This window comes from Bifidobacterium sp. M0353, assembly GCF_016100645.1.
GTDB lineage: Bacteria > Actinomycetota > Actinomycetes > Actinomycetales > Bifidobacteriaceae > Bombiscardovia > Bombiscardovia choladohabitans.
Genome location: NZ_JACFSB010000001.1, coordinates 1,073,310 through 1,099,613 on the forward strand (window position 1 = coordinate 1,073,310; position 26,304 = coordinate 1,099,613).

At 62.3% G+C, this 26,304-nt stretch carries 20 protein-coding genes; 10 read left to right on the forward strand and 10 right to left on the reverse strand.

Annotated features, from left to right (window positions below):
- The first annotated feature begins 76 nt into the window (after positions 1 to 76).
- Both H3V04_RS04415 and H3V04_RS04420 read left to right on the forward strand, forming a co-directional pair.
- Positions 77 to 1,009, forward strand: coding sequence for an ABC transporter ATP-binding protein (locus H3V04_RS04415; protein WP_198187336.1), 933 nt, complete (start codon positions 77 to 79; stop codon positions 1,007 to 1,009).
- Positions 1,006 to 1,782 (forward strand): ABC transporter permease, encoded by a 777-nt coding sequence (locus H3V04_RS04420; protein ID WP_198187337.1) that lies wholly within the window; start codon positions 1,006 to 1,008, stop codon positions 1,780 to 1,782. The genes H3V04_RS04415 and H3V04_RS04420 overlap by 4 nt, the downstream gene beginning before the upstream one ends.
- Before the next feature lie 12 nt (positions 1,783 to 1,794).
- Here the strand turns inward: H3V04_RS04420 and H3V04_RS04425 are convergent, their stop codons facing one another.
- The 5 genes from H3V04_RS04425 to H3V04_RS04445 all read right to left on the reverse strand — a co-directional run bounded on the left by H3V04_RS04425 (position 1,795) and on the right by H3V04_RS04445 (position 6,590).
- On the reverse strand, positions 1,795 to 2,967 hold the full coding sequence (locus H3V04_RS04425; protein WP_198187338.1) for a glycosyltransferase: 1,173 nt from the start codon (positions 2,965 to 2,967) through the stop codon (positions 1,795 to 1,797).
- A gap of 90 nt (positions 2,968 to 3,057) precedes the next feature.
- Positions 3,058 to 3,921 (reverse strand): MetQ/NlpA family ABC transporter substrate-binding protein, encoded by an 864-nt coding sequence (locus tag H3V04_RS04430; RefSeq protein WP_198187339.1) that lies wholly within the window; start codon positions 3,919 to 3,921, stop codon positions 3,058 to 3,060.
- Between the two features lie 32 nt (positions 3,922 to 3,953).
- Positions 3,954 to 4,835 (reverse strand): MetQ/NlpA family ABC transporter substrate-binding protein, encoded by an 882-nt coding sequence (locus H3V04_RS04435; protein ID WP_198187340.1) that lies wholly within the window; start codon positions 4,833 to 4,835, stop codon positions 3,954 to 3,956.
- A gap of 25 nt (positions 4,836 to 4,860) precedes the next feature.
- Positions 4,861 to 5,541, reverse strand: a complete 681-nt coding sequence (locus H3V04_RS04440) for a methionine ABC transporter permease (RefSeq protein ID WP_154312583.1) — start codon at positions 5,539 to 5,541, stop codon at positions 4,861 to 4,863.
- Positions 5,538 to 6,590, reverse strand: a complete 1,053-nt coding sequence (locus H3V04_RS04445; protein WP_198187341.1) for an ATP-binding cassette domain-containing protein — start codon at positions 6,588 to 6,590, stop codon at positions 5,538 to 5,540. Before H3V04_RS04445 ends, H3V04_RS04440 begins: the two co-directional genes overlap by 4 nt.
- A 141-nt stretch (positions 6,591 to 6,731) precedes the next feature.
- Here H3V04_RS04445 and purT point away from each other — a divergent pair, with 141 nt between their 5' ends.
- The 6 genes from purT (at position 6,732) to purD (ending at position 16,630) form a co-directional block, all read left to right on the forward strand.
- Positions 6,732 to 8,033 (forward strand): formate-dependent phosphoribosylglycinamide formyltransferase, encoded by a 1,302-nt coding sequence (purT, locus tag H3V04_RS04450; protein WP_198187342.1) that lies wholly within the window; start codon positions 6,732 to 6,734, stop codon positions 8,031 to 8,033.
- A gap of 77 nt (positions 8,034 to 8,110) precedes the next feature.
- On the forward strand, positions 8,111 to 8,863 hold the full coding sequence (gene purC, locus H3V04_RS04455) for a phosphoribosylaminoimidazolesuccinocarboxamide synthase (RefSeq protein WP_198187343.1): 753 nt from the start codon (positions 8,111 to 8,113) through the stop codon (positions 8,861 to 8,863).
- Between the two features lie 79 nt (positions 8,864 to 8,942).
- Complete coding sequence (locus tag H3V04_RS04460) at positions 8,943 to 12,722, forward strand: phosphoribosylformylglycinamidine synthase (RefSeq protein ID WP_198187519.1); 3,780 nt, start codon at positions 8,943 to 8,945, stop codon at positions 12,720 to 12,722.
- Between the two features lie 17 nt (positions 12,723 to 12,739).
- Positions 12,740 to 14,245, forward strand: a complete 1,506-nt coding sequence (purF, locus tag H3V04_RS04465; protein WP_198187344.1) for an amidophosphoribosyltransferase — start codon at positions 12,740 to 12,742, stop codon at positions 14,243 to 14,245.
- A 45-nt stretch (positions 14,246 to 14,290) separates the two neighbouring features.
- Entirely contained in the window at positions 14,291 to 15,343 is a 1,053-nt protein-coding gene (gene purM, locus H3V04_RS04470) for a phosphoribosylformylglycinamidine cyclo-ligase (protein WP_198187345.1), read from the forward strand.
- A gap of 15 nt (positions 15,344 to 15,358) precedes the next feature.
- Positions 15,359 to 16,630, forward strand: a complete 1,272-nt coding sequence (gene purD / locus H3V04_RS04475; protein ID WP_198187346.1) for a phosphoribosylamine--glycine ligase — start codon at positions 15,359 to 15,361, stop codon at positions 16,628 to 16,630.
- On the opposite strand, the gene H3V04_RS04480 is transcribed toward purD, so the two are convergent.
- Entirely contained in the window at positions 16,627 to 18,774 is a 2,148-nt protein-coding gene (locus H3V04_RS04480) for an alkaline phosphatase family protein (protein ID WP_198187347.1), read from the reverse strand. The two genes, purD and H3V04_RS04480, sit on opposite strands and share 4 nt — an antisense overlap.
- A gap of 126 nt (positions 18,775 to 18,900) precedes the next feature.
- The gene (locus H3V04_RS04485; RefSeq protein WP_198187348.1) at positions 18,901 to 19,821 is read right to left on the reverse strand and encodes a metal ABC transporter solute-binding protein, Zn/Mn family; all 921 of its coding nucleotides are present in this window, start codon (positions 19,819 to 19,821) and stop codon (positions 18,901 to 18,903) included.
- A gap of 190 nt (positions 19,822 to 20,011) precedes the next feature.
- Here H3V04_RS04485 and H3V04_RS04490 point away from each other — a divergent pair, with 190 nt between their 5' ends.
- Both H3V04_RS04490 and H3V04_RS04495 read left to right on the forward strand, forming a co-directional pair.
- Positions 20,012 to 21,376 carry an esterase family protein gene (locus H3V04_RS04490; protein ID WP_198182708.1) on the forward strand — a complete coding sequence of 455 codons (1,365 nt, stop codon included), beginning with the start codon at positions 20,012 to 20,014 and terminating at the stop codon, positions 21,374 to 21,376.
- Positions 21,377 to 21,430: 54 nt separating this feature from the next.
- On the forward strand, positions 21,431 to 24,016 hold the full coding sequence (locus tag H3V04_RS04495) for a bifunctional lysylphosphatidylglycerol flippase/synthetase MprF (RefSeq protein WP_198187349.1): 2,586 nt from the start codon (positions 21,431 to 21,433) through the stop codon (positions 24,014 to 24,016).
- Here the strand turns inward: H3V04_RS04495 and H3V04_RS04500 are convergent.
- The 3 genes from H3V04_RS04500 to purE all read right to left on the reverse strand — a co-directional run bounded on the left by H3V04_RS04500 (position 23,988) and on the right by purE (position 26,157).
- Positions 23,988 to 24,431, reverse strand: coding sequence for a Fur family transcriptional regulator (locus H3V04_RS04500; protein WP_198177442.1), 444 nt, complete (start codon positions 24,429 to 24,431; stop codon positions 23,988 to 23,990). The genes H3V04_RS04495 and H3V04_RS04500 overlap by 29 nt on opposite strands.
- A gap of 69 nt (positions 24,432 to 24,500) precedes the next feature.
- Positions 24,501 to 25,667: a 5-(carboxyamino)imidazole ribonucleotide synthase gene (gene purK / locus H3V04_RS04505; protein WP_198187350.1), complete on the reverse strand. Its 1,167-nt coding sequence runs from the start codon at positions 25,665 to 25,667 to the stop codon at positions 24,501 to 24,503.
- Positions 25,651 to 26,157, reverse strand: a complete 507-nt coding sequence (gene purE / locus H3V04_RS04510) for a 5-(carboxyamino)imidazole ribonucleotide mutase (RefSeq protein WP_198187351.1) — start codon at positions 26,155 to 26,157, stop codon at positions 25,651 to 25,653. Before purE ends, purK begins: the two co-directional genes overlap by 17 nt.
- Between the last annotated feature and the right edge of the window lie 147 nt (positions 26,158 to 26,304).

Consider the following 26,304-nt stretch of genomic DNA (forward strand, 5'->3'; position numbering starts at 1 on the left):
TCTTAATGATTTCTTAGCCAAGCACTTAAGAAAGGCACTTTAGATTTTAAGGCAGCGACACAGGGAAAGGAATTCCATGGACGATACCATTCTGGATATTAACCATGTCAGCAAACGGTTCGGCCGCTTCCAGGCACTGGACGATCTCAGCCTCTCCATAAACAAGGGCGAGATCTACGGGCTGATCGGCGAGAACGGCGCTGGCAAAACCACCCTGATGCGTCTGATCACCGGACTGTCCCCCATACAGAAGGGAACCATAAGGCTGATGGGGCACACAATCGGCAAGGACAGCCGGATACTGAGCAGAATAGGCTCGGTCATTGAGGCACCAGCCGCCTTCAAAAAACTGACCGTCAGCCAGAACGTGAAGCTGACAGCCATCCAGCACGGGCTGGCCGACGACAAGGCCATCGATCAGACCATCGACTTCGTCGGCCTGAGCGAAAAGGCCAAGACTCGGGCCGGTCACCTCTCTCTGGGCCAGCGTCAGCGCCTGGGGTTGGCCATGGCCATCCTCACCCGGCCTGATTTCCTGATTCTGGACGAGCCCATCAACGGCCTGGACCCGGCAGGAATCATGGAATTCAGAACACTCCTGGACAAGCTCAACAAGGAGCGCCAGACGACCATTCTCATCTCCAGTCACATTCTGAGCGAACTCTACCTGGTCTCCTCCCGGTTCGGATTTATCAGCCACGGTCGCCTGATCAAGGAGGTAGACAAGGATGAACTGGATCGGATCAATCAGAATGGACTGTTGATCGACGTGGACCAGAGCTCCAAGGCCGCTATGCTCCTGGATCGCAAGGGAATCGGCCCCTTCCAAGTCCTTGACGACCATCAGATTCTGATCAAGCAAGGGAATCTGGAACCGGGACCCATCAACAGTCTTCTGGTTCAGGAAGGCATCTTGGTCAATCAGATCGGCCAGCAGAAGGGATCGCTGGAGGAATATTTCGCGGATCTGCTGAACAAGGACCCTCAAGAGCTTAGGAGACAACAATGATTAACCAGATCAGGGCCGACTTTTACAGGCAGCGGCGATCCATCGGCATGCTGATTCTGCTGATTGCCACTGTGGCACTCGGCATAGTGACCACATGGAGCAAGACGACCATAGGAATCACCACCGGAGGCGAAGAATACGCTCATAAACTGTCGGAAATCGAAGGGCAAAGCTGGACCATTAGGACAGGCCTGCAAGCAGGTGTCGCCTCCGCCTCGTCTCTAATCTACTTTTACATCGCGGTCTTCGTCATTGTCATTGGTGCGGAATACAGCCAGCACACTCTGAAGAACACGCTGACATCGGGCATCTCGCGCATACAGTTCATCCTGGGCAAGTATGTGACCATCCTGACTGACATCATCCTTTTGACCCTGTGCTACTTCGTCGCTATTCTGCTGACCGGACTGGCCCTAGGAAGGAAGCCTGGTGTAGGCTGGGGCATCCTATGCAAGGATGTGGCCGTCATGACCCTATTGGCCAGCTTCTGCATCTCCGTCATCATCAGCCTAGGCATCGTCCTCTTGATCATTACCAAATCCCTGGTCATTCCAGCGGTGGTGATCGTGATATGGCCCATACTGATCGGTCTCATGGAGTTCACTGCGAAATGGCAATGGCTGAAATACCTCGACTTCGTCGGGTTCGGCGAACAGATCATCCTTAACACTCTGAAGGCTGATCAGGCCTGGATCTATGCCGGAGTATCCGCAGGCGTGGTCCTGGTGGCCATCTTCGGATCGGCTCTGATCATATCCAAGCAGGAGATCTAAGCCAGGTCAGGCCTATACCCGGCCCGGCTCCTGATCGCTGACGGCCTGCACGGCCATATGGGCAAAGGCCTTGACGGAGGCATCCAGTGAGTAATGTTCCTTGGTATGTTCGGCATAGCGACTGGACCAGACTGCAAGGGCATCGGGATGGTCAATCCACCAGTCGATTTGCTCAGCCAGGAACCGAGCCTTACCGACCGGGAAGAGCGAGTGCTGTGTCAGGGCGAAATGGCCGGCGGCACTCAGCTCGGATCGGGCGATGATCGGGACTGCGCCGCAGGCCATCCCCTCCAGGACGCTGACCGATTCCAGATCCGCTATTGATGGGTGGACCAGCAGATCGGCCCGCCTGAGCAGATCGGGCATGGTCGCGTTCTGGTGGAATCCAATCGAGAACGGCATGCCGTCCAACTGCCGGGATGCCTCCGCCTTCAGCCGGCACTCCATGGGGCCTGTGCCTGCTATGGTCAAGCGGATTCTGTATTTGTTCCTGCACAAGGCCAGGGCACGGATCAGAGTCAGATGATCTTTTTCCCGGGCCAGCCTGCCAGAGGCCACGACCTGGATCAGCCGGCCGGATCGCTGCTGCTCGTGTCGGTCCAGCTCATATCGGTCACCGGGATTGAATCTGGGCTGGTACCCGTTGGATATGACATGCAGGTGGGCCTTGTACCCATGCGAGCGCAGCAGGTCGGCCGTCAGCTGGGTGGGGACGTGGATGTGCCCGACATGATCGTAAAGCCAGAACCGAAAGAGCCGGTAGATAGCCGCGTCCACCCCGGGCCACCAGCGCAATGGACCTGCGGAATAAGTGATGTTCTCAGGCTGGATGTGAAACCCTGCGGTCACCGGTATACCCATGGACCTGGCCTGGGCCAAGGCGGCGCGCCCGAAGGCGAAGGGTTCGTAGATATGGACCAGGTCCACACCGGCAAAGGCCCGTCGGAAGAGTTCCGGATCGGGACGAGCGAAGCTCATCTGCTGCCTGGCCGCCACACGGGAGACCAGAGGGATTCGATGCACCCGTGCCGGATAGTCTGTCGAGCCCACCCCCACCAGACGGACCCTGTGCCCCAGCGCCTCCAGACCCTGGGCGTATTGGATGGCGGAGTTTGAAGTCCCATTACCCCTGTTGCCGAAGGAGTCCAGGACCAGGGCCAGCGTCAGGCGATCATGATCCCTCATCAACGTTCCCTTCGCTGTTCATCATTAGCAGCCTTGGGCCGGACCAAGACAGGGCGACGACCCGATTGCACCCACTAATTGCACCCAATATTAGTAGGAGAAGGCCGGGACGGCTGCCCCACGGTAGTAGCGGTTGATGGCGTCAGCCACATATCGGCTGTGGTAGGCGGAGACCAGAGCCTTGTATGCGGGGTCGTTTTTGTCGGCCTGCCTGGCCACGATGATGTTGACATAGGGGTGATTGGCTGGCGATTTGAGATCGCCGGGCACCTGGTAGATGGCATCCTGGATCTTCATGCCGGCATCCAGGATGAAATTGGTGTTGGTGATGCCGGCCGCATAGTCGGGCAGGACCTTGACGATTCCCGGTGGATCGACCTGGTCCAGAACCAGCCCGCGCGGATTGTCGACGATGTCCTCGGAAACCGGCGTGGTGGCCTTAGGGTCGCGCAACCCGATCAGTCCGGCGCTGGCAAGCACCTTCAGGGACCGGCCCAGGTCGATGGGATCGCTGGGAATGGCCAGCCGCTCGCCATAGCCTATCTGGTCAACGCTGCGATACTTCTTGGAGTACAGGTTGAGGGGTGAGATGTAGGTGTCTCCGATCGCTGCGAACCGGTACCCGTGCTGTTTGGACTCCTGCTCCAAAAAGGCATAGTGCTGGAAGGCGTTCAGATCGATTTCCCCGTTGGACAGCGCCTGATTGGCGTAACGCCCGTATTGGAAGGATCGGAGCTTGATTTTTATGCCGGCCCGGCGCTGGTCCAGTTCATGCTGAACGGCCTTCCAGATCTCCTCATCGGCATCGCCCACCAGGCCGATGCTGATCTCCCGCTGGCCGCGCTCGGGCTGGTTGACCTTAATATAGGCCAGACCCATCAGGACGGCGACCACCAGGATGACGACCGAGACAGCCGCCAGCTCTCGCTTGGCCCTGGTTCTTCTGGTGCTCATATCCGTCCTCCTTCATTTGTTGAACTATCGCATCAGGAAACCTTGAAGGCCGGCAGACAGGCGCCCTTGTAGACACGAACGATGGTGTCGGCCACGGGCTTGGAATGATAGGCGCGCACGACTGCGGCGTAGGTGGGGTTGTCCCGCTGATCCTTGGTGGTGACGATGATGTTGATATAGGGCTTGTTGGCCGGGTTCTGCAGGTCGTAGGGCACCTCGTGGATGGCATCGTGCACGCTGCGACCCGCATCGACCACGAAGTTGGCATTGGTGACCCCTCCCGCATAGTCGGGCAGCAGGTTGAGGATGCCGGCCGGATCCACCTGCTCGATGCGCAGATGCTTGGGATTGTCCACCACATCCTCGGGCAACGGGTTGGTGGCCTTGGGGTCGCGCAGCCCGATCAGCTTGGCATCGGCAAGGACCTTCAGGGCCCGGCCCATGTTGGTGGCGTTGTTGGGGATGGCCACCCGGTCGCCGTCCTGGAACTGTGAGGGCTTGGCATAGCGCTGCGAATAGAGGTTCATGGGCGAGATGTAGGTATTACCAAGCACGGCCAGCTGGTAGTGGTTGGTCTTCACGTCGTCCCCCAAGTATGCGTAATGCTGTGCGGCGTTGAAGTCCACCTCGCGGTTGGACGTGGCCTGGTTGACGTAGATGGCATCCTGGAAGGGCTTGAGCTCGATCCTGATGCGTTCGCCCCGCCGATCCAGCTCCGCCTGGACGGCCTTCCAGATCTGATCGTCCGAGCTGCCGATGACCCCGACCTTGACGACCTTGACATCGGCACCCACCTGGTTCAGACGGACATCGGTGCCAACCACCAGCGCCAGCAGGAGGACGATGACCAGGCTGAGCGCCGCCAGCTGGATCTTGGCTCTGTTCTTTTTGCCGACGTGACTACGACCGACCACGATAATCTGACCTTTCCCGGGTTGTTCAGTGTTCGACGACCTCGGCCAGAAGCCGGCCGAACAGTTCGATCAGGGCGATGAAGATGACCAGCACAATGATGGTGGCGATGGTCACGTCATTCATGGACCGCTGGTAGCCCAGACGGATGGCGAAGTCACCCAGCCCGCCGCCGCCCACTATGCCCACGGTGGCGGTCTCGCCCACCAGGCTGACGATGGTGATGGTGGTCACCCGGATGATGGAGGGGATGCCCTCACGCAGGTAGACATGCCAGATGATCTGCCAGGTGGTCATACCCATGGACTCCGCCGCCTCGACGTACCCAGGGTCCAGACCGGCAAGGGCCGATTCGATCTGTCGGGAGAAGAAGGGGGTAATGCCCACGACCAGCGGGAAGATTGCCCCCTTGGGCCCGATGGCCGTGCCCATGAGCAACCTGGTCACCGGCACCAGGGCCGCCGCCAGAATGATGAAGGGGATGGAGCGGAAGAGGTCGATCAGCTTGTCCAGGACGGTGAAGACCAGGCCGTTGCGACGGATGCCGTCGCGTCGGCTGATGATCAGTCCCACCCCGATGACCAGAGCCAGCAGGAAGGAGATCACCCCGGAGACGCCGACCATGACCAGGGTCTGAACCATACTGCTGAAGAACTCCGGCAGCCGGCTCATGACGTTGGGGAACCAGGTGGTAAGCAGGGACGTCATGACTTGAGAACCTCGATTCCGATGTTGCGCGAGCGCAGGTATTCCATGGCCTGGCGGATATTTTCAGCGTCGCCGCCCATCCTGACCACCAGTCCACCCAGGGGCGCCCCCTCCACCACATCGATGTCGCCGAAGATGATGTTGACGTCCAGATTGTAGCGACGGCTGATGGTGGAGACCAGGGCCTCGGAGACCTCCTTGGAGACATAGGACATGCGCATGAGGATCTGCCCGGGCTCCAGGGCCACCAGGGGCGAATCGGCGGCCATCAGATCCTTGACCTTGTCCAGGTTGGAGGTTGTGGCCACGAAGGATTTGGTCAGCTGGGCCTTGGGATCTGCAAAGAGGTCGAAGACCCTGCCCTGCTCCACGATGACACCCTGGTCGATGACCGCCACCCGGTTGCAGATCTGCCGGATGACCGACATCTCATGGGTGATCATGACCACGGTGATGCCCAGCTGGTCGTGCAGGTCACGCAGCAGCTGAAGAATGGAGCGTGTGGTGGTCGGATCCAGTGCGCTGGTGGCCTCATCACTGAGCAGGATATCCGGCTCGTTGGCCAGGGCCCGGGCGATGGCCACGCGCTGCTGCTGGCCGCCGGAGAGCTCAGCGGGATAGTGGTCGGCCAGCTCGGTCAGCCCTACCAGTTCCAGAAGCTCCGACACCCGGGCCCGTCGAGAGGCACGGTCGCGTCCGCTCCCCCGCAGGGGAAGACCCACATTGTCGGCCACCGTCCTGGAGGGCATCAGGTTGAAGTGCTGGAAGATCATGCCGGTACGACGCCTCAAGTCCCTCAACTCAGCCGGTGACAGATCCTTGACCTCACGGCCGCGAACCTTGACGCTGCCCGAGTCGTAATCCTCCAGCCCGTTGATGCAGCGGACCAGAGTGGACTTGCCCGCCCCACTCAGTCCGATGATGCCAAAAATATCCCCGGTCTCGACGGTCAGATCGATGTCGGCCAGTGCCGTCTTGTCTTCGTCGTCGTCGCTGTGATAGGTCTTGGTCAGGTGCTCCATCCGCACCGCCGGTGTCCGCTCGCTCACGTTCCCGCCTTCCCTGGTCGACTGCATGACATGGTAATCGTCCCGGCGGCCAGTGGACAAGAAGGCCTCTATAGATGTCGTTTATAGGCATGTATCGATACTTGGCCTGCTTGGTCTACGGGTCGGTGGCAGAATGTGGGTATGAGCGCATCCGGTCAGCAGCGGATTATCAACACCATCAATCCCGGGGAGCGACCGTTCGGCTCTCCTCTGGGGCCAAGACCTACACGGGTCCTTCTGTTGGGAGCCGGCGAACTCGGCCGCGAGATTGCCATCAGCCTGATGCGGTTGGGTGCATGGGTAGGTGCGGCGGACTCCTACCCTGGCGCACCGGCCACCCAGGTGGCCCATGCCGGCTACCAGGTGAAGATGAGTGATCCGCAGGCCCTGGAGGACCTGATCGACAAGGTCCAGCCTGATTTGATCGTGCCTGAAGTGGAGGCCATCGCCACAGACCGCCTGGTCGATGCCGCAGCCCGGGGCATCCAGGTGGTGCCTGCCGCCCCACTGGCGGCCATGTGCATGGACCGCAGGGCCCTGCGCGTCTTCGCCCACGAGCAGGTGGGCCTGCCCACCACCCCCTACCGATTCGCCGACTCACCCGAAGAGCTGGCCAGTGCGGCGGACCAGGTGGGCTACCCATGCATGGTCAAACCCCTGATGAGCTCCTCCGGTCACGGACAAACCCTGGTGCGGAGCAAAGAGAGCTTGTCACAAGCCTGGAATTCGGCATTGACCCAGGGCCGGGCAGCCACCAGGCACCAGGGCAAGGCCGAGGTCATCGTGGAGGCTCTGGCCCCCCTGGCCCATGAGCTGACCGTGCTGACTGTGGCCTCCTCGGCCGGCGTGGCCACCTGCACGCCCATCGGCCAGCGGCAGGAGGACGGGGACTACCGGCTCTCCTGGCAACCGGCGGATCTGAATCCAGACATCCTGCAGCAGGCCCGGAGCATGGCCACCCGGTTGGTCGGTGCCATGACCTCCCTGGCCCGCCAGAGTGGCGAGACCGGTTGGGGAATCTATGGAGTGGAGATCTTCGTCCTGCGCGACGGGTCGCTCCTCTTCAACGAGGTGGCCCCCCGCCCGCATGACACCGGCATGGTGACCATGATCTCCCAGCGGCTGAGCGAGTTCGACCTTCATGCCCGGGCCATCCTTGGCATTCCCGTCCACCAGGAGGATCTTGCCCTGAATCTGCCGGAAGGCACATGCGCGGTCAGCCGGCCGATCCTGGTCAGGGGCCAGGGACCGGTCAGCTTCCAAGGCTTGCCGCAGGCCCTGGACCACCCAGGCACTGATCTGCGCATCTTCTCCAAGCCCGAAGTGCATGGCCTGCGCCGCATGGGCGTGGCCCTGGCTCTGGGCCCTGACCTGCAGACTGCCACCGAACGTGCCGAAGCCGTGGTCCGCGATCTGAAACCCCGGGTGGGAACGGGGATGTAACCCGGGCTTGCTATGGTGGTCGTGTCCCAAGCAGTGCAGAAGTTTCCAATTCGCAACAAACTCGAGGAAGGCGAACAGTGGAAAAGTTGGGAATGCGCTATCAAGGCAAGGCCAAGAAACTGTACGAGACGGATGACCCGGACATACTCTGGGTCGAGTACACAGACCAGGCCACCGCGGGGAACGGGGCCAAGAAGGCCAATATCGAAGGCAAGGCCAGACTGAACAACAGGATCACCACGGTGATATTCTCCCTGCTGGCCCGCCGGGGCATCCCCAGCCACTTCGTACGCAGCATCTCGGATACCGAACAGCTCAACCGTCGGCTGGACATGTTCCCCCTGGAGATCGTCATGCGCAACCGGGCTGCAGGCTCCTTCGCCCAACGGTACGGGGTTGCGGAGGGCACCGCCCTGAAGCAGCCGGTGCTGGAATTCTTCTACAAGTCCGACCCCCTGGATGATCCGTTTATCAACCGGGATGACATTCTGGCCCTGGGACTGGCCACCGAGCAGGATCTGGATATCATCGCCGCCAAGACCCGGGAGATCAACGGGGCACTGACCGGCATCTTCCGCGCCATCAACGTGGAGCTGGTGGATTTCAAGATCGAAATGGGCAAGACCGGATCGGGCATCATCCTTCTCGGCGACGAAATCACCCCCGACACCTGTCGGCTCTGGGCGATTGGCAACAATAATGACGGCCATGTCACCCACCTGGACAAGGACATCTTCCGCAGGGATCTGGGCAGCATCATTCCGGCTTATCAAACCATTCTGGATGGGCTGACCGAATTGGAGGAGCGCGAAAGCCAATCGAACAGCTGAATCGGTGGACCCGGAAGCGAGCATATCGCCTCCGGGTTTTTCATTGGTCCCCAACCAGTCCATCGCGAAAGGATCCATTGTGCTCTTCCGTGTCTATACCGAGAAAAAGCAGGGCTTCGACCAGGCCGCCGAAAGGCTTTCCGAACAGCTCCGCACCCTGCCGGGCGTGCAAGGGCTGACCGGCCTGCGCATGATCAACCGCTACGATCTGGAAGGAATCGACGAAGACCTCTTCAAACGTTGCCTGCCCACGGTCTTCGCCCAGCCCCAGACCGACCTGGTGGCCACCCAGCTGGAGCAGGCCCTGCGCATGAAGGGCGATGAGGATACGCCACCGCTGGACTCTCCCATGCTCTTCGCCGTGGCCCCTCTGCCCGGTCAGTTCGATCAGCGAGCCGACTCCGCAGCCCAGTGCGTCCAGCTGATCGGTCAGGGCGCCCGCCCCTTGGTGGCCACGGCCACCGTCTATCTGCTCCAGGGCGACCTGAATGCCGAGCAGATCGAGGCCATCCGCAATTACCTGGTCAACCCGGTCGACTCCCGAGTGGTAGGGCTGGAGCTGCCCAAGACCCTGGCCATGCCTGATGACGATCCGGATCCAGTGCCGGTATTAAACGGGTTCTGCGATCTGGATGATCCTGGACTGGAAGCACTGATCGACAAGCTGGACCTGGCCATGGATCTGCCCGATGTCCGCTTCTGCCGGGACCACTACCGTCAGGAGAAGCGCGACCCCACGCTGACCGAGCTCAAGGTGATCGATACCTACTGGTCCGACCACTGCCGGCACACCACCTTCAACACCAGGCTGGAGCGGATCAAGGCGGACGACCCCCGGGCTCGCGCCACGCTGGAGCATTACCGGGCCATTCGCGCGGAGTTGGGCCGCCAGGACCGCCCGGAATGCCTGATGGACATGGCCACCATCGGAGCCAAGTACCTGCAGAAGCGCGGCATCCTCAACGACATGGACCAGTCCGAGGAGGTCAACGCCTGCACTATCCGAACCAAGGTCGACGTGGGCGGCCAGGAGCAGGACTGGCTCTTCCTCTTCAAAAATGAAACGCATAACCATCCCACCGAGATCGAACCCTTCGGCGGCGCCGCCACCTGCATCGGCGGAGCCATCCGCGATCCACTGTCCGGAAGGGGCTACGTCTACCAGGCCATGAGGGTCAGCGGGGCAGCAGATCCCCGTCAGCCCCTGGATCAGACCCTGCCTGGCAAGCTGCCTCAGAGCCGGATCGTCCGTCAGGCGGCCGATGGCTACTCCTCCTATGGCAACCAGATAGGGCTGGCCACCGGGCAGGTTCGGGAGATCTACCACCCCGGCTATGCGGCCAAGCGGATGGAGGTGGGCGCTGTGGTGGCCGCCACCCCGGCCGACCATGTGATCCGCCGTCGACCTGCACCCGGCGATCTGATCGTCCTGGTGGGCGGGAGGACCGGCCGCGATGGAATCGGCGGCGCCACCGGAGCCTCCAAGTCCCAGGACGAGCAGAGTCTGGAACGTTGCGGGGCCGAGGTGCAGAAGGGAGACGCACCTGAGGAACGCAAGCTTCAGCGCCTCTTCCGCCGCCCGGAGGCAGCCAGGCTGATTGAGCGCTGCAACGACTTCGGAGCCGGCGGCGTTGCCGTGGCCGTGGGCGAGCTGGCGGACGGGCTGAACGTGGACCTGGACCAGGTGCCACTCAAATACCAGGGGCTGGACGGGACCGAAATCGCCATTTCCGAGAGCCAGGAACGCATGGCCGTGGCCCTGGCTGCCGAAGACGCGCCCACCTTCATCGAGTACGCCCGGCAGGAGGACCTTGAGGCCACCGTCATCGCCGAAGTGACGGCAGAACCCCGACTGCGGATGACCTGGCGGTCTGAGACCATTGTGGACATCCCCCGATCATTCCTGGCCTCCAATGGCGCACCTCATAAGGCCGATGCCCAGGTGGCCGTTCCCGCTCCCTACCATGCCCCCTTTGAGGTCCAAGGCAGTCTGGATGCGCGCATGAGGGCCCTGCTTACGGACATCAACGTCTGCTCCCAGCAGGGTCTGGCCGAACAGTTCGACTCCACCATCGGCGCAGGCACCGTCCTCATGCCCTTCGGCGGAGCCCGACAGCTGACTCCGGCCCAGGCCATGGTGGCCAAGCTGCCGGTGGATGGGCACACCACCACCGCTTCGGCCATGGCCTGGGGATTCAACCCCTGGATCAGCAGCCAGGACCCTTACACAGGTGCCTACCTGGCCGTGGTCGAGAGCCTGGCCAAGCTGGTGGCCTCTGGCTTCAGCCGTTCCCGGGCCCACCTGAGCCTGCAGGAGTACTACCCCAAGCCCGGTGATGACCCCCGGCGCTGGGGCCTGCCTGTGGCCGGCGTCCTAGGAGCCCTCCAGGCCCAGCTGGATCTTTCCGTGGGCGCCATAGGCGGCAAGGACTCCATGTCCGGCAGCTTCGAGGACCTGGATGTGCCGCCCACCCTGATCAGCTTTGCTGTGGCCCTGGGACAGGCCAAGGATGCAGTCTCCCCAGAATTCAAGGCCGCCGACCGCCAGGTCTACCTCTTGACCCCCGAATACCGGGAGGACGGATTGCTGCCCGATGCGGAGAGCCTACGGACCGTCATGGACCAGGTGGAGGCGCTGATCAGCCAGGGCCTGGTGGATGCTGCAGCCACTCCGGGCTACGGATGCATCGCCCAGTCCCTGATGGAGATGTGCCTGGGTAACAGAATCGGGCTGGATCTGGCGTCAGACACTGCTGTATCGGCGCTCTTCCGCCCCGCCTATGGAAGCTTCATCCTGGAGGCCTCGGGTCCGGAGTCCCTGTTCATTCAGGATTCCGGCCTGCATTTGCGCCTGCTAGGGCACACTCGCGAGGGCTATCACCTTCGCTGCGGCGGCGAAGATCTGGACCTGGCCGAGCTCGAGGAAATCCGTGCCGAAGGTCTGGAATCCATCTTCCCGTACCGAGGCCAAGGCGACCCGGTGCCGACCATCGGGCGCACCGACCGTGAGCCCGGCAGGCCTGCAGTGCGCAGGGCCAAGGGAACTTTCAAGACCGCCCGACCCAGGGTGGTCATGCCCGTCTTCCCCGGCACCAATTGCGAATTCGACTCCGCACGGGCCTTCCGGGACGCTGGAGCCCAAGTGGATACCGTGGTCATCCGCAACCTGAATGCCGAGGACGTGACCGAGAGCTCCCGCCGCCTGGCCCAGGCCATCCGCAACAGCCAGATACTGATGCTGCCCGGAGGCTTCTCCGGCGGCGATGAACCCGACGGTTCGGCCAAACTGGTGGCTTCCTTCCTGCGTTCGAGCCAGGTTGCCGATGCCCTTCAGGAGCTTTTGCAGGACCGGGACGGGCTGGTTCTGGGCATCTGCAACGGCTTCCAGGCGTTGATTAAGCTGGGTCTGGTTCCCTATGGCAAAATCGTCACCGGCTCGCCCGAGGATCCCACCCTGGCCGTCAATACCATCGGTCGCCACCAGAGCCGTCTGGTCCATACCCGGATTAGCTCCACCCGCTCCCCTTGGCTTAGCGCCTGCCGGGTGGGTGACATACACACCATGCCCATCAGCCATGGCGAAGGGCGGTTCGTGGCGCAGCCTGGCCTCCTGCGTACCCTGATCGACCGAGGCCAGGTGGCTGCCCAGTATGTAGATGAGCAGGGTCGTCCCTCCATGGATCCGCTGGTCAACCCCAATGGATCCGACATGGCCGTCGAGGCCATCACCAGCCCGGACGGCCGGGTGCTGGGCAAGATGGGCCACACGGAACGCAGTGGTCCCGACCTGTATCTCAACGTGCCCGGAAACCGCATGCAGCCGCTCTTCCAGTCTGGAGTGGATTACTTTGCCGCCTAGGGGAAAGGACATAGACCATGTCGTTGGAGCTTGAAGGCATCCACGAGGAGTGTGGGATCTTCGGGGTCTGGGGACATCCCGACGCCGCCCGGCTGACCTACTTCGGCCTGCACGCCCTGCAGCACCGCGGCCAGGAAGGTGCCGGCATCGTTTCCAACGACCAAGGGCAGCTGATCGGAAGGCGCGGTCTGGGTCTGCTCACTCAGGTCTTCCCGGACGAGTCCAGCCTGACACCGCTGACCGGGGACCGGGCCATCGGCCATGTGCGCTACGCCACGACCGGTTCAGGATCCATCGAGAACATCCAGCCCTTCGTCTTCCGCTTCCATGACGGGGACATAGCCCTGGCACACAACGGCAACCTGACCAACTGCAACAGCCTCAAGGCGCAGCTGGAGGATCAGGGAGCCATTTTCCACTCCAACTCCGACACCGAGGTGCTCATGCACCTGATCCGCCGCACCCCCGAGAAGGACTTCATGGCGGCGCTCAAACAGGCCCTACGCCAGGTCCACGGCGGTTTCGCCTACCTGCTCATGACCGAGGACGCCATGATCGGAGCCATGGACCCCAACGGCTTCCGTCCCCTCTCGCTGGGTCGGCTGCCAGGTGGCGCATACGTCCTGGCTTCGGAGACCTGCGCCTTGGACCTGGTCGGCGCCACGCTGGTGCGGGACATCGGTCCCGGCGAAATCGTCCGTGTGGATGACTCGGGCTACAGCATCGAACGCTATACCGATCAGACCTGCCTGTCCATCTGCTCCATGGAGTTCATCTACTTCGCCAGGCCGGACTCCAATATTTACGGGGTCAACGTCCACTCGGCCCGCAAGAGGATGGGCGCCAGGCTGGCCCGCGAGGCCCCGGTGGACGCCGACATGGTCATCGGCGTGCCCAACTCCTCCCTGTCGGCAGCCTCAGGCTATGCCGAGGCGGCCGGACTGCCCAACGAAATGGGGCTGATCAAGAACCAGTATGTGGCACGCACCTTCATCCAGCCCAGCCAGGCCATGCGCGAGCAGGGCGTCAGGATGAAACTGGCCGCAGTGCGTGGCGTCGTAGCCGGCAAACGGGTGGTGGTCATCGACGATTCCATCGTCCGAGGCACCACCTCGCGCAGAATCGTCCGCCTGCTGCGGGAGGCCGGGGCGAGCGAGGTGCACATGCGCATCGCCTCCCCGCCCCTGCGCTACCCCTGCTACTACGGCATCGACATCCAACGGACATCCGAACTGATTGCCGCCAAGAAGTCCGTGGAGCAGATCAGGGAAGCCATCGAAGCCGATTCCCTGGCCTACCTGAGCCTGGACGGTCTGGTGGAATCCATCGGCCTGGGTCGTGATGCACCCTACCAGGGGCTCTGCGTGGCCTACTTCAACGGAGACTACCCAACCAGGCTTGACGACTACGAGCAGGGCTTCCTGGCCTCGCTGACCCCAGAGGACCGGGCCCGGCTGGAAGCCTCCAAGGGGTCCTACGGGCTTGACATGCCTGCAGGGTCCAGGCAGGAAGCCAACCAATGAGCACCAGCGAAGAGCAGAACAGACAGGGCAGAGAAAGGGGCATCCATGCCTAAGGCATATGAGCAGGCTGGGGTATCGGTGGAGGCAGGTTACGAACTGATCGACAGGATCCGCTCCCACACGGCTAGAACCCATAGGCCGGGCGCCGGTGACATCGGCGGCTTCGGCGGCGACTTCGACCTGTCTGCACTCAATTACCGCCACCCGGTCCTGGTTTCAGGCACCGACGGCGTGGGCACCAAGCTGATGGTGGCCCGGGAAGCCGGCCGCCATGACACCATCGGCCAGGACTGCGTGGCCATGTGCGTCAACGACATCATCGCCCAGGGGGCCGAGCCGCTGATCTTCTTGGACTACATCGCCTGCGGGCACAACGACCCGGCTCTGCTGGAGCAGGTGGTCAAGGGCGTGGCCGACGGCTGCGTCCAGGCCGGGGCCGCCCTGGTAGGCGGGGAGACCGCCGAGATGCCCGACATGTACCAGCCCGACGAGTACGACCTGGCCGGATTCACCGTGGGTGTGGTCGAACGGGAGTCCCTGGTGGATGGTTCGGCCATCAAAGAAGGCGACCAGCTGATCGGCCTGCCCTCCTCAGGAGTCCACTCCAACGGCTTCTCCCTGATTCGCCAGGTCCTTCTGGACCAGGGGGGCATGAAGCTGGAGGATCGGCCATACCAGCTTGGCGGGCGAACCCTGGGTCAGGAACTGCTGACGCCCACCCGCATCTACGTCAAGGCCCTGCGCCCGCTCTTCGCCTCCGGTCTGCTCAGGGGTGCGGCGCACATCACCGGGGGCGGCTTCGTGGAGAAGGTGCCCCGGATTCTGCCCGAGGGTCTGGCTGCCAGCTTCGACCTGGATGCCTGGAAGGTGCCGCCCATCTTCACAATGATCGAGGAGATGGGCAAGGTCGACCATCTGGAGATGTACAACATCTTCAACATGGGCATTGGGATGGTCCTGGTCGTCTCCCCTGACCGGCTGGACCAGGCACGTGCAGCACTGGATGAGGAGCAGGAGCCCTACGCCTTGATCGGACAGGTGACAGGTGCTCAAAACGGCAAGCAGGTCATCCTTAACGAAGCCGGTCGTCACCAATAGCGAGAGGAGCCCATCATGGCGGACAAGGTACTGGTCATCGGGTCGGGAGCCAGGGAGCACGTTATCGCCACCACCCTGCTGTCCGGGCCAGGAGTGGATCGGGTCTGGTGCGCCCCGGGCAACCCGGGCATGGAACCGGACGGCATCAGCCTGCTTCGAGAGGATCCCACACAACCCGAAAAACTGATCGCTGCCATACGCGAGTTGGGAATCGACTGGGTCTTCGTCGGGCCCGAGGCTCCTTTGACGGCTGGATTGGTCGACGAACTGCAGGCTGCCGGCATCCCCGCCTTTGGACCCAGCAAGGCTGCGGCCCGCATAGAGGGATCCAAGGGCTTTGCCAAGGACCTGATGCGCAGGCATGGAATCCCGACCGCTGATTATTCGGTCTTTCATGACTTGGACGGTGCCAAGTCCTATGTGCGCTCGCACGGAGCACCAGTGGTCATCAAGGCTGACGGGCTGGCTGCGGGCAAGGGTGTGACGGTGGCCACCGACCTTGACCAGGCCATGCAGGCCCTGGATGCCATCTTCATCGATCATAGGTTCGGGCAGGCCGGAGCCCAGGTGGTCATCGAGGATCAGCTGGTGGGCCAGGAGTGTTCGCTCATGTGCTTCGTCCGGGGTGAGCAGTTCTGGCCCATGCCGCTGTCGCAGGACCACAAGCCCGCCTATGACGGGGACCAGGGTCCCAACACCGGCGGCATGGGGGCCTACTCCCCTCTTCCGCAGTTCGGCCCGGAACTGACCCAAAAGGCCCTGGACACCATCGTCGCACCCACCGTCCGTGCCCTGGCCCGGGAAGGCAGTCCCTTCACCGGGGTCCTGTACACGGGGTTGATGGTCACCGATCAAGGCCCTCAGGTCATCGAATTCAATGCACGATTGGGTGACCCGGAGACCGAGGTGGTGCTGCCTGCACTGACCAGCGACTTGGGCACGGCCATCCGCACACTGATGGAGGGCGGAGAGCCGCAATTCACCTGGGACGACTCCCACAGCCGCCTTGGAGTGGTCCTGGCAGCACAGGGCTATCCCGGCAACCCCAAGACCGGGGTGCCCGTGCCCTTGATTGCTCCAGAGCAGGACCTCAGAGCCTACTACGCCGGAGTGTCCGGCTCGGCTTCAACCGGTCTGACATCGTCCTCGGGCAGGACCGCCCTGGTGGTGGCCCAAGGCGACGACCTGGCCCAGGCAGCCCACCGGGTCTATTCCCGGCTGGACGGCTTGTCGATGCCCGGCCTCTTCTATCGGCACGACATCGGCCACCGCGGCCTGGAAGCCTAATTGGCCGAGCTGGTCGAGTCCTCGCTGTCCTTATCCTGGCTTTGCTCCTCCTGGCGGGCTTGTTCCTTGGCCTTCTGCCGGGCGGCATCCGAATGGCGGGTGGGCGTGGTGTTGAAGCCGGTCCCCTGCAGGTAGTGCTTGCCGGCCATGATGTCGTACTGGATCAGCTTGTAGTCGTTCAGGAGCTGCCGGGTGGCCTGGTCGAAGTCACGGGCGTTCATGGGCTGACCCTGGGCATCCAGATAGTTGGTCTGCCCTGCAGGGATCCTGTTCCAGTCCTGGATCTGGTTGGCCACCGGGGGTTCGATGGCACTGATCTTGTCGTGCAGCTCGGTCAGGAAGGCCGTGAAGGGAGAGACCTTGGTATCCATGTGTTCGGCCACCTGGGCCTGGAAGAAGTTGGGCGAGGAATAGGCGCTGTTGCTGACCTGTGTCCCCGATGCATCCGAGGCCTTGTTTGACCAGATGAAGTAGTCGGTCAGATGCAGGGCCAGGGAGTTGCGCTGGTCCGAACCGGCCGTGCCATAAATGCCGGGCAGATGATCCCCGTAGAAGACCACGGTGACCGGTTTGCTCTGGGAGTCCAGGCTGTTCAGGAAATCGGCAGTGGCCTGATCGGTCAGACTGACCCCCTTGGCGTAGGTGCGGATGGATTGCATCTCATCGTCGTCCAGGGGCATGTTGGGGTCAGAGGAGCTGACCGAGAAGTTGTTGTCGTCATACCAGTCGTTGTAGGGCATGTGGTTCTGCATGGTGATGACCTCGACGAACTGGTTGCCCTTGTCGTCGCCCATCTGCTCCAGGGCGGAATCGTAGGCGGAACGATCCCCCACATACTGGCTGCGGTCGATACGGTCCTGGTGGGCTATCTGGTCGGGGCCCGTCAGCGAGTAGAAGTGCGAGAAGCCGAACTTCTTGTAGTTCTCGGCCCTGGAGTACATGGAGGACTCATAGGGGTGGAAGGCCAGGGACTTGGACGGCGACCCCCAGGCCTGATTGACCGTGGGTATCCAGCTCAGGTGAGGGATGACCTGCTGATAGGGAGAGGTCAGCGAGGGATCGAAGTTGGCCATGGACAGGCCGGTCATGGCCTGGAACTCCAGATTGGCCGTGCCCCCGCCATAGCCTGAGGAGAGCATGAGCCCGCTGGTGGTGCCATCCTTGATGGATCTGATATGGGGCATGGGGTCCTGGTTGAGTGCGACGCCCGGCACCCGCGTGGGGTCCGAGAAGGACTCGGAGAGGATATAGACCAGGCTCGACTCATTCATATAGGACTTGCGGTCACGGTTGATGCGGTCCGCCGAAAGCTGGTAACGGTGGGCCAAAGTCTGCATGGTGGCACGGCTGTAGCCTGCGGGCTGGTCCATGACCTTGGGCCGCAGCTGCCGGGAGAAGGACACAAAGACCCCGTTGCGCTGGGCATCATAGACCGAGTCCCACATGGAGGGTATGTCGCCCATGAACTGCGAGAAGCGATAGGCGGGGCTGCCGTAGGTGCCCACAGTGGACATGAAGAGCGCCACCACCAGGACCGGAACCAGGACCCCCACCGTACGCAGTCCGGCGCCCAGGGGCTTGTTGCCGGTGGCCACAGGACGGCCGCGACGGGCATCCATCCGTGTCACCACCCAGCAGAGCAATCCGAGAATGATCAGGGCCACAATCCCCAGCCCGATCATGAGCAGGGACCGGGCCGGCAGGAAGGAAACCAGGTTGGCTGCATCGGCATGGAGAAAATCCAGATCGGAGGGCAGGACGGCCTCATACCGTGCGCGTACCTTGAAGCGCTCGATGATCGCAATGACCGCACAGATGGCCAGGATCAGCCCCGAAGCCGCCCAGAAGCGATTGGTCAGGTAGGCCAGAGCCAGGTAGACCAGACCCACAGCCAGCATGTTGAGCACCAGGACGAACCGGCGCTGGGTCCACATGGCCGAGATGAAGCCCCAGAAGCCGATCAACGGGTTGGACAGCTCGACGCGGGAGCTGTTCAGGGAGACCCCCCACTGGAGGATTCCTACCGACAGGAAGTCAATCAGGATGAAGGCGAGCAGGTAGACCCACCCACGCACCCGAAGACGTCCGGTCATGTTCTGCATCCAGGATGCCCACCGGCCGGGCTGACGCTTACGATCCTTCACCGCTTACTCCTGACTTTGGCGACTGGGCCCCATGGGCCTTTACCGATACCTGTGCCATTGTTCCCATTAAGGACGACAAGCCCCGTGAAAACACCCCTTAGCGAACATAAAGAGCCAGCGGACCCATCAGGCCTTGGCACCAGGCACCTGTTGGACCAGGGCGCTGATCCAATCCTCCAGGTTCCTGTACTTGTTGGGGCGTTGCTCGCTGACCTCGAAGACCGGCACATGGGCCCTGTGGGCCTCAATGGCCAGCTCCTTGGAGGTTCGATTGACCTCCTGGGTGTTGAGCACCAGCATGTCCAACTGCCTGGATGTCAGCAGATGGCGGAAGGTCACCAGGTCCTCGGGCGAGGGTTCGCTCTCGTTGGCGGCCGCCCGCAGGTACCCCTCTGGGGTCAGGTCCTTCATCCCCAGATCATGACAGAGATAGTAGGCAGCCGATTCCGTGGCCGCATAGTGACGTCCCTGGGTCTGCTTGCGCGCATCGGCAATCAGATTGTCCAGCCGGGTCTGTCGAGCCTGCCAGTCCCGGTAGGCCTTGTCAAAGTCGGCCTCGCGGCCTGGACGCAGCTGCCGGTAAGCCTCATGCACGGCCTTGGCAGCCGCGCTCCTGCCCTGGGAGGAGAACCAGAGATGGGGGTTGTCGCCAGCCCTGCGCCCCGATGCCTTGGATACGTCCACCAACTTGGCCTGCCCGGTTTCGGCGGCCTTGGCAGCCCAGTCGTCGATGCCGGCCCCGTTGACTATGACCAGATCGGCACGGCTGATTCGGGCGATGTCGGCCGTTGTCGGCTCATAGTCATGGGCATCAGTCGAAGTGTTGCTCAGAATGGTGTCCACCTTGGCCTGATCGCCGCCCAGGTCCTCGGCCAAAGACTGCCACTGATTGATGCTGGCCACCACCTGCAGAGGTCCGGATCCGGAGGCGGATGGGGTCGATTCGCTCCTCCCGCAGCCTGTCAGACTGGTCAGCAGGGTCAGTCCGGCCAGGAGGGCGGCGACCAAGGTGCGGGTCCGGCGAAGGCGTGGGCTGCTGGGATACATGGATGAGGGTTCCTTCCTGGCGACGGTCTTGGGTCATTTGACAAGCCCCACGAGCGTTACTGAGATTGATTATCAATAAATCTACCATAGAACAACCCATGATCAGAAAGGTTGCCTATACAAATGGCAGTCATCCGCCTGGACACTCCCTATACTGAACTGCGGATACGTTTTGGCTGGAAGGAATTGCATGGGTACATGGCTGGCTAAGGTCCATCTGACCCAGGGATGGCTGCCCGCGACGCTGTTCACCCTGACGGCCCTGGCCCTGGCCCTGCTGGTGTTGACCGGACTGACCCATGGACGCTGGCGGACGCTGCTGAAACAGATCGCCATCGCCGTAGGCATAGGAGCCCTGGGACTTCTGGCCACCTGGCTGGTCTCCGACGTCTTCATGCTCTTCGGGGTTTCCCTGGGCTGGATGGTCATCATCACCGTGGCCTTGGGCTTCCTGGCCGTGGGGTTCACCGTATGCATCCTCATCACTGCACATGGATGGCGGCGGCTCCTGGCAGCCCTGAGCGTCCTGCTCTGTCTGCTGTCCACCGGCCTGCGGGTGGATATCATCTACGGAGAGTTCACCACTCTGGGATCCCTGTTCGATGTCACTCTCTATCCCGACTACGGGAGCCATCAGGCAGCCAGACCGGCTATGAGTGTGGCCCAGTGGCGTGCCCGTGCCTCCCGGGGCAACCTGCCGACCTATCCCCGCACCGGCCGCTCCTACAGCGTGCACATCCCCAATGACAGCTCACGTTTCCTGGCACGTCCAGCCGATATTTACCTACCGCCCGCTGCGTTGAGCAAGAAGCCTCCTGCCCTGCCCGTCTTCGTCCTACTGGCCGGTCAGCCCGGAAGCCCCGATCGGCTCTTCACCGCCGGGTCCATCCCCGCCATGATGGATGCCTATGCGGCCGAACACGATGGACTGGCTCCAGTGGTGGTCTCCCCCGACCAGAACGGATCTTCCTTCCACAACAGCCTGTGCGTAGACTCCCCTGTCTATGGAAAGGCCGAAACCTATTTGAGCCGTGACGTGCCCACGTGGATCCGGGCCAACCTGCCGGTCGACAGCAAACCCCAGCTCTGGGCCATCGGAGGATTCTCCCAGGGAGGGACCTGCTCCACTCAGCTGGGTGCGCGGCATCCCGACGTCTACGGGAACATGCTACCGGCCGACGGGGAGCTGGAGCCGACCCAGGGTCGGCAGGACCAGATGATCCAGGACTACTTCGGCGGCGACCGGAAACGCTTCCTGGCCCAGGTTCCCGCCAAAGCCATCATGGATCGGGCGCCATCGAGCCAGCGGCTATTCACTGCCGCTGGTTCCAACGACAAGGAGTCCCAACATAATATGATGGTCATCGCCAAGGCCGCCGACCAGGCAGGCATGAGTGTGGAGGCCGTCATAGCCCAAGGGTCGGGCCATGACTGGCACACGGTCAAGACCGCCTGGAAGCCCGGACTGGAATGGCTGGGCGAAGCCATGGGTCTTGGGCCAATATCCCAACCAATCCAGGACTTTCCGGATATTGTTGAGATGAACATCAGCTGAAGCGCCGATACAGCAGATCAATAGAGATCATCAGCAGAAAGAGCCGCCGCAATCATGCAGACAACGAATAAGGGATCCAGACTGATGGAGCCTTCAGCCAAGAGTGTCTTGCTGACAGACCTGGCACGATGGGTCAGACGCCACGCCCTTGCACTGGCCTTCAGCCTCGGACTGATCCTGCTCAACCTGATCAGCTGGCTGCTGATCTGGCTACTGCGCATCCCCGGCAGAAACCGGCTGGGCATGCCCCTGTCCGATTTGATCATTCGTCGGGCCTCCCGGCCCTTCCATGGACAGGGTCGCCCCCCGCTCTTGGTCCAGTTTGCACGCCTACTGGTGTCCTTGGTCATCACCCCCGGTCCCCTGCCGCTGGCTATCGACGTTGCCCTGGTGCTGGTAATGCTATGCATCGCCGAAACCAGGCTGGGGCGCAGGCGCACCGTGCTGGCAGCGGTCATCAGCGCTATAGGCGGCGCGGCGGTCGGTCTGATCATCTGCTGGCTGATCAACGCCCTCCAGAATCATTGGGCCTGGTTCATCAGAGTGCCCATGTCGCTCAGCCCCATCATCCTGGTGGTCGGTTCCCTGATGGCATCCATTCCCTTCAGCGACTTCCTCTGGCGACGCAGGATCGCCACCATCGGTTACACAGCCTTGATCCTTATGGTGCTCTACACCGGTAATCCGGGCTCCTACTGCGCCCTGGCGGCCGCGCTGATCGGGCACCTGACCGGGCACCTCTGGCACGGGCCAGTCCAGGATGCCAACCCGCATGGCCATAGCGGATCCTACGAGACCCGCCACCTGCTGGGAGCGGTCGCCACGGTTCTCGCTCTCGGCCCCCTGGTCACCGTTTCCTCCCGCATTCGCGCCGGCTTCCTGACTCCCTTGGGTACATTCATGGGCTCCAATACAGGCGGAAGCGCTGCACTGTCTCGCTGCCTTGAGGAAAACAACCAGGTCAGCTGCTACGCCCACTACGGCCTGGTCGCCGGCCATGCCCCCACTGGCATCTCCGCCCTGGTCATGCCCACCCTCGTTATGCTGGTTGCGGCTTGGGGCATCTACCATGGCCGACGGGTCGCCGCTGTCACCGGTGTGGTCCTCAACGCTTTGACCGTCGTCATGGCCCTGCTCTATTTCCTGGTATTCCCACTGACCATCGGCGAAGGCCTGAACCAGGCCATCCGTCACGGCGCCATGCCCTCCCTGCTGATCATCACCCTGCCTCCGCTGATTCTCAGCTGGTTCCTGGTGCGCAACCTGGGCATCTTCCTGGTCCGGACCAAGACCTCACGTCTGCAACTGGGCTGGGCGGCCATCGTCCTGGCCTTCCTGGCCACCGCCATGGGCTACATGGCCTTCACCGCCATCAGTCCGGGCTCCTTCAATCCACGGCCCACCACTAGCAGGGCACTCTCCCAGCTGCCCGGGCTCTATCTGCCCAATGGAGTGGCTTCACGTTTCCTTCCGACACTGGTGCCGCGCACTCCCACAGGCAGACTAGTCAGCCACGGTATAGGACTGATCTTCTGGCTGGTGGTCCTGGTGGTCCTACTCTCCTGGATGCGCAGCTCGGTCATCCAGAACGGCAGCGAACGCCAGGAGGCCGACAAGCTGGTCGAATACGGCGGTGAAAGCATGTCCTTCATGACCACCTGGGAGGGCAACAGCTACTGGTTCTCCCCCAGCGGCCACTCCGGCATAGCCTACCGGCTTTTGCACGGCATAGCCCTGACCACCACTGGCCCATTCGGCGACCCTGATGAATATGCGGACGACCTGGACGAATTCACGCGCTTCTGCACCGCCCACTCCTGGTCACCGGTCTTCTACAGCGTCCACAAGCCCCAACGCGATCTGCTGGCCGCAGGCGGCTGGTCCACCCTGACGGTCGGCACGGAGATGGTTGTCACCCCCAGCCTCTGGCAGACCAAGGGCAAAAAGTGGCAGGACATTCGCACAGCCATCAACAAGGCCAAGCGTGACAACATCACCGACGTGCTGACCACCTTCAACGACGCGTCTTGGGACGTCCAGTCGCAGATCGTGGACATCTCCGAGCAGTGGGCCGAACTCAAGGCGCTGCCTGAGATGAAGTTCACCCTGGGCGGCCTGGATGAGCTGAGGGACCCGCGCATGGCCATCCTCTACGCCGTGGACGACCAGGGCAAGGTGCTGGCCGTGACCAGCTGGATGCCCACCTACCGCCAGGGCCAGGTGATCGGCTGGACCCTGGACTTCATGAGGCACAGGACCGACAGCCCCAATGGGATCATGGAGTTCCTGATAGCACGCATGGCTGAGCGGCTGCGCGACCAGGGCACGGCGGAATTCATGAGCCTGTCGGCCGCTCCCTTGGCCGGCATGGACGGCGGCGAGGATCGGACCGCCTTCCTGCAGCATGCCCTGCATCTGGTGGCCGACCTGATGGAACCGGCCTACGGCTTCCGTTCCCTCTTCTTCTTCAAGAAGAAGTTCCAGCCCAGTGAGCACCCGGTCTATATCTGCTACCCCGACCCGGCCCAGCTGGCCCAGATCGGACTGGCCGTGGTCCAGGCCTACCTGCCCAATCTCAAGGCTTCGCAGGCCTGGGATGCCATCAAGACCATCATGCCCAAGGGCCGGGAGGATCGCTGACGTCTGTCTGACCGGAGCGGCCCCGACAACTGCTGCACAGGCCGTAGACCTCCAAGGTGTGCGAGGAGACCGTAAAGCCATGTTCAGCCGCCACGTCCTTCAGCCAGCCATCGTCCGGCGGGCTGATCTCCACAGTCCTGCCGCAGCGTTCACAGACCAGATGATGGTGGTGCCTCCGCTGGGCCAGGCAGACCCTGTACAGGCGAATGCCTCCATGCTCAATGCAGTCCAGGCTACCGGACATATGCAGGGACCCCAGCTGACGATAGACCGTGGCCAAGCCGATTCGCTGGCCTGAATCGCGAAGGAGCCTGTGCAGCTCCTTGGCTGAGACGAAGTCGTTCTGGGCCTGAAGAACCCTCCAGATGGCGTTCTTCTGCCGCGTCCGGCGACCGACGGATGAGCCAGCGTTCATGATTAGACACACTCCTTGGGCTCCACCAAGCCTACATCCGGATTGCCGTAACAGATGTGAGGATTCGGTTCAGTCCAGGTCGGACCAGCAGCCTGTGGCCTCCAGATCCTTGGCTGTCTGCTCGAGATCGTCGGTCAGCACGGTCAGATGCCCCATCTTGCGGTCGGTGCGCACTTCAGCCTTGCCGTAATCATGCAGGAACCATTCGGGATGCTCACCAAGCAACCTTCTGACCGGTGCCACATGCTGGCCCAGAACATTGACCATAACCGCGGGGCTGAGCAGGCGGGGATTGGGCAGGGGCCACCCGGCGATGCCCCGGACATGGGCATCGAACTGGTCCATGGAACAGGCCTCGATGGTGTAGTGACCGGAGTTATGGGGACGCGGGGCCAATTCGTTGACCACAAGACCGCCATCGGGCATGACAAAGAGCTCGAGGGCCAAAGTCCCGGCCAGCTTGAAGCCGTCAGCCAGGGTCAGGGCCATGTCACGCGCCCGGTCGGCCATCCCAGGCTCGACCTGGGCTGGCGCCAGAGTCATGTGCAGGATGTTGTGACGGTGCTCGTTGCGCACCATGGGGAAGGTGACATAGTCCTTCCCGTTGCCTGAGACCAATATGGAGGCCTCGAAGGCGAAGTCCACGAACCCTTCCAGCACGGAGGGCGGGAGGTCCCGGCCCTTCATCCGCGCCTGCAGGGCCTGAAGATCCTCCTTCGTGCGCAGGACCGCCTGACCGTGGCCGTCATAGCCGCCGGTTCGCGTCTTGAGCACAGCGGGCATTCCCAGCTCTTTCAGGGCCGAGTCAAGCTGTTCAAGACTGTCAACCTGCTTCCAAGGGGCGGTATCGATGCCATGGCGGTTGATGAAGGTCTTCTCGTGGACACGGTCCTGCGTGACCCTGAGCAGGTCGGTCCCCTGGGGGATGGCCACACGGTCCCTCACCTGATCCAGTGCGTCGGCATCCACATTTTCGAATTCGTAGGTGAGCACATCGCTGCGGTCGGCAAGCCTTTTGATAGCGTCGAGATCATCATAGTCGGCCGTCTCCTGGAAGTCGGCCACCTGGGCTGCGGGAGCATCGGGTGTGGGGTCCAGCACACCGATACGGAATCCGTGGTAGCGGGCGCTCAGGGCCATCATCCGTCCCAGCTGGCCGCCACCCACGATACCGATGACGGACCCCGGCTCCAGGTGGTCGATTCTTCCCTTGGTCTCCTCAGACAAGCTTGGCATTGGAAGCCTCCACGGATCGGGCCAGCTCGGCACGGTAGTCATCCAGGGCCTGAGCCAGCCTCGGATCATTGATGGAGAGAATCGAAGCCGCCAGCAGACCGGCGTTGGCAGCCCCGGATGCTCCTATGGCCGTGGTCGCCACAGGAATACCGGCAGGCATCTGCACAATGGACAGGAGTGAATCAACCCCGCTCAAGGCGTGGGACTTCACGGGCACCCCAATGACCGGCAGCGTGGTCTGGGCCGCCACCATGCCCGGCAGATGGGCTGCCCCACCGGCCCCGGCAATGATGACCTTTATGCCCTGGCTCCGGGCCTGATGCGCGAACTCCGCCATGCGCCCAGGTGTGCGATGGGCGGAGATGACCTCCTTGGTGTAGACGATAGCGAACCGGTCCAGCATCCGACAGGCTTCCTTCATCGTCTCCCAGTCGCTCGATGATCCCATGATCACTGCGACGCGTGCCCCTTCATGTGTATTGTCAGCCATTGGCCCTCCAATGTTCATGCACATTCGATACTACGCAAGACCGGGGAGAAGCCAGCCAATCGTGACGGTCCTATGGATGTAAGGGCCGGGCCTGGTGAACATCGGGCTTTCAGCGGCTCCGAACCCCCGTGCCAGACCTAGAATCAT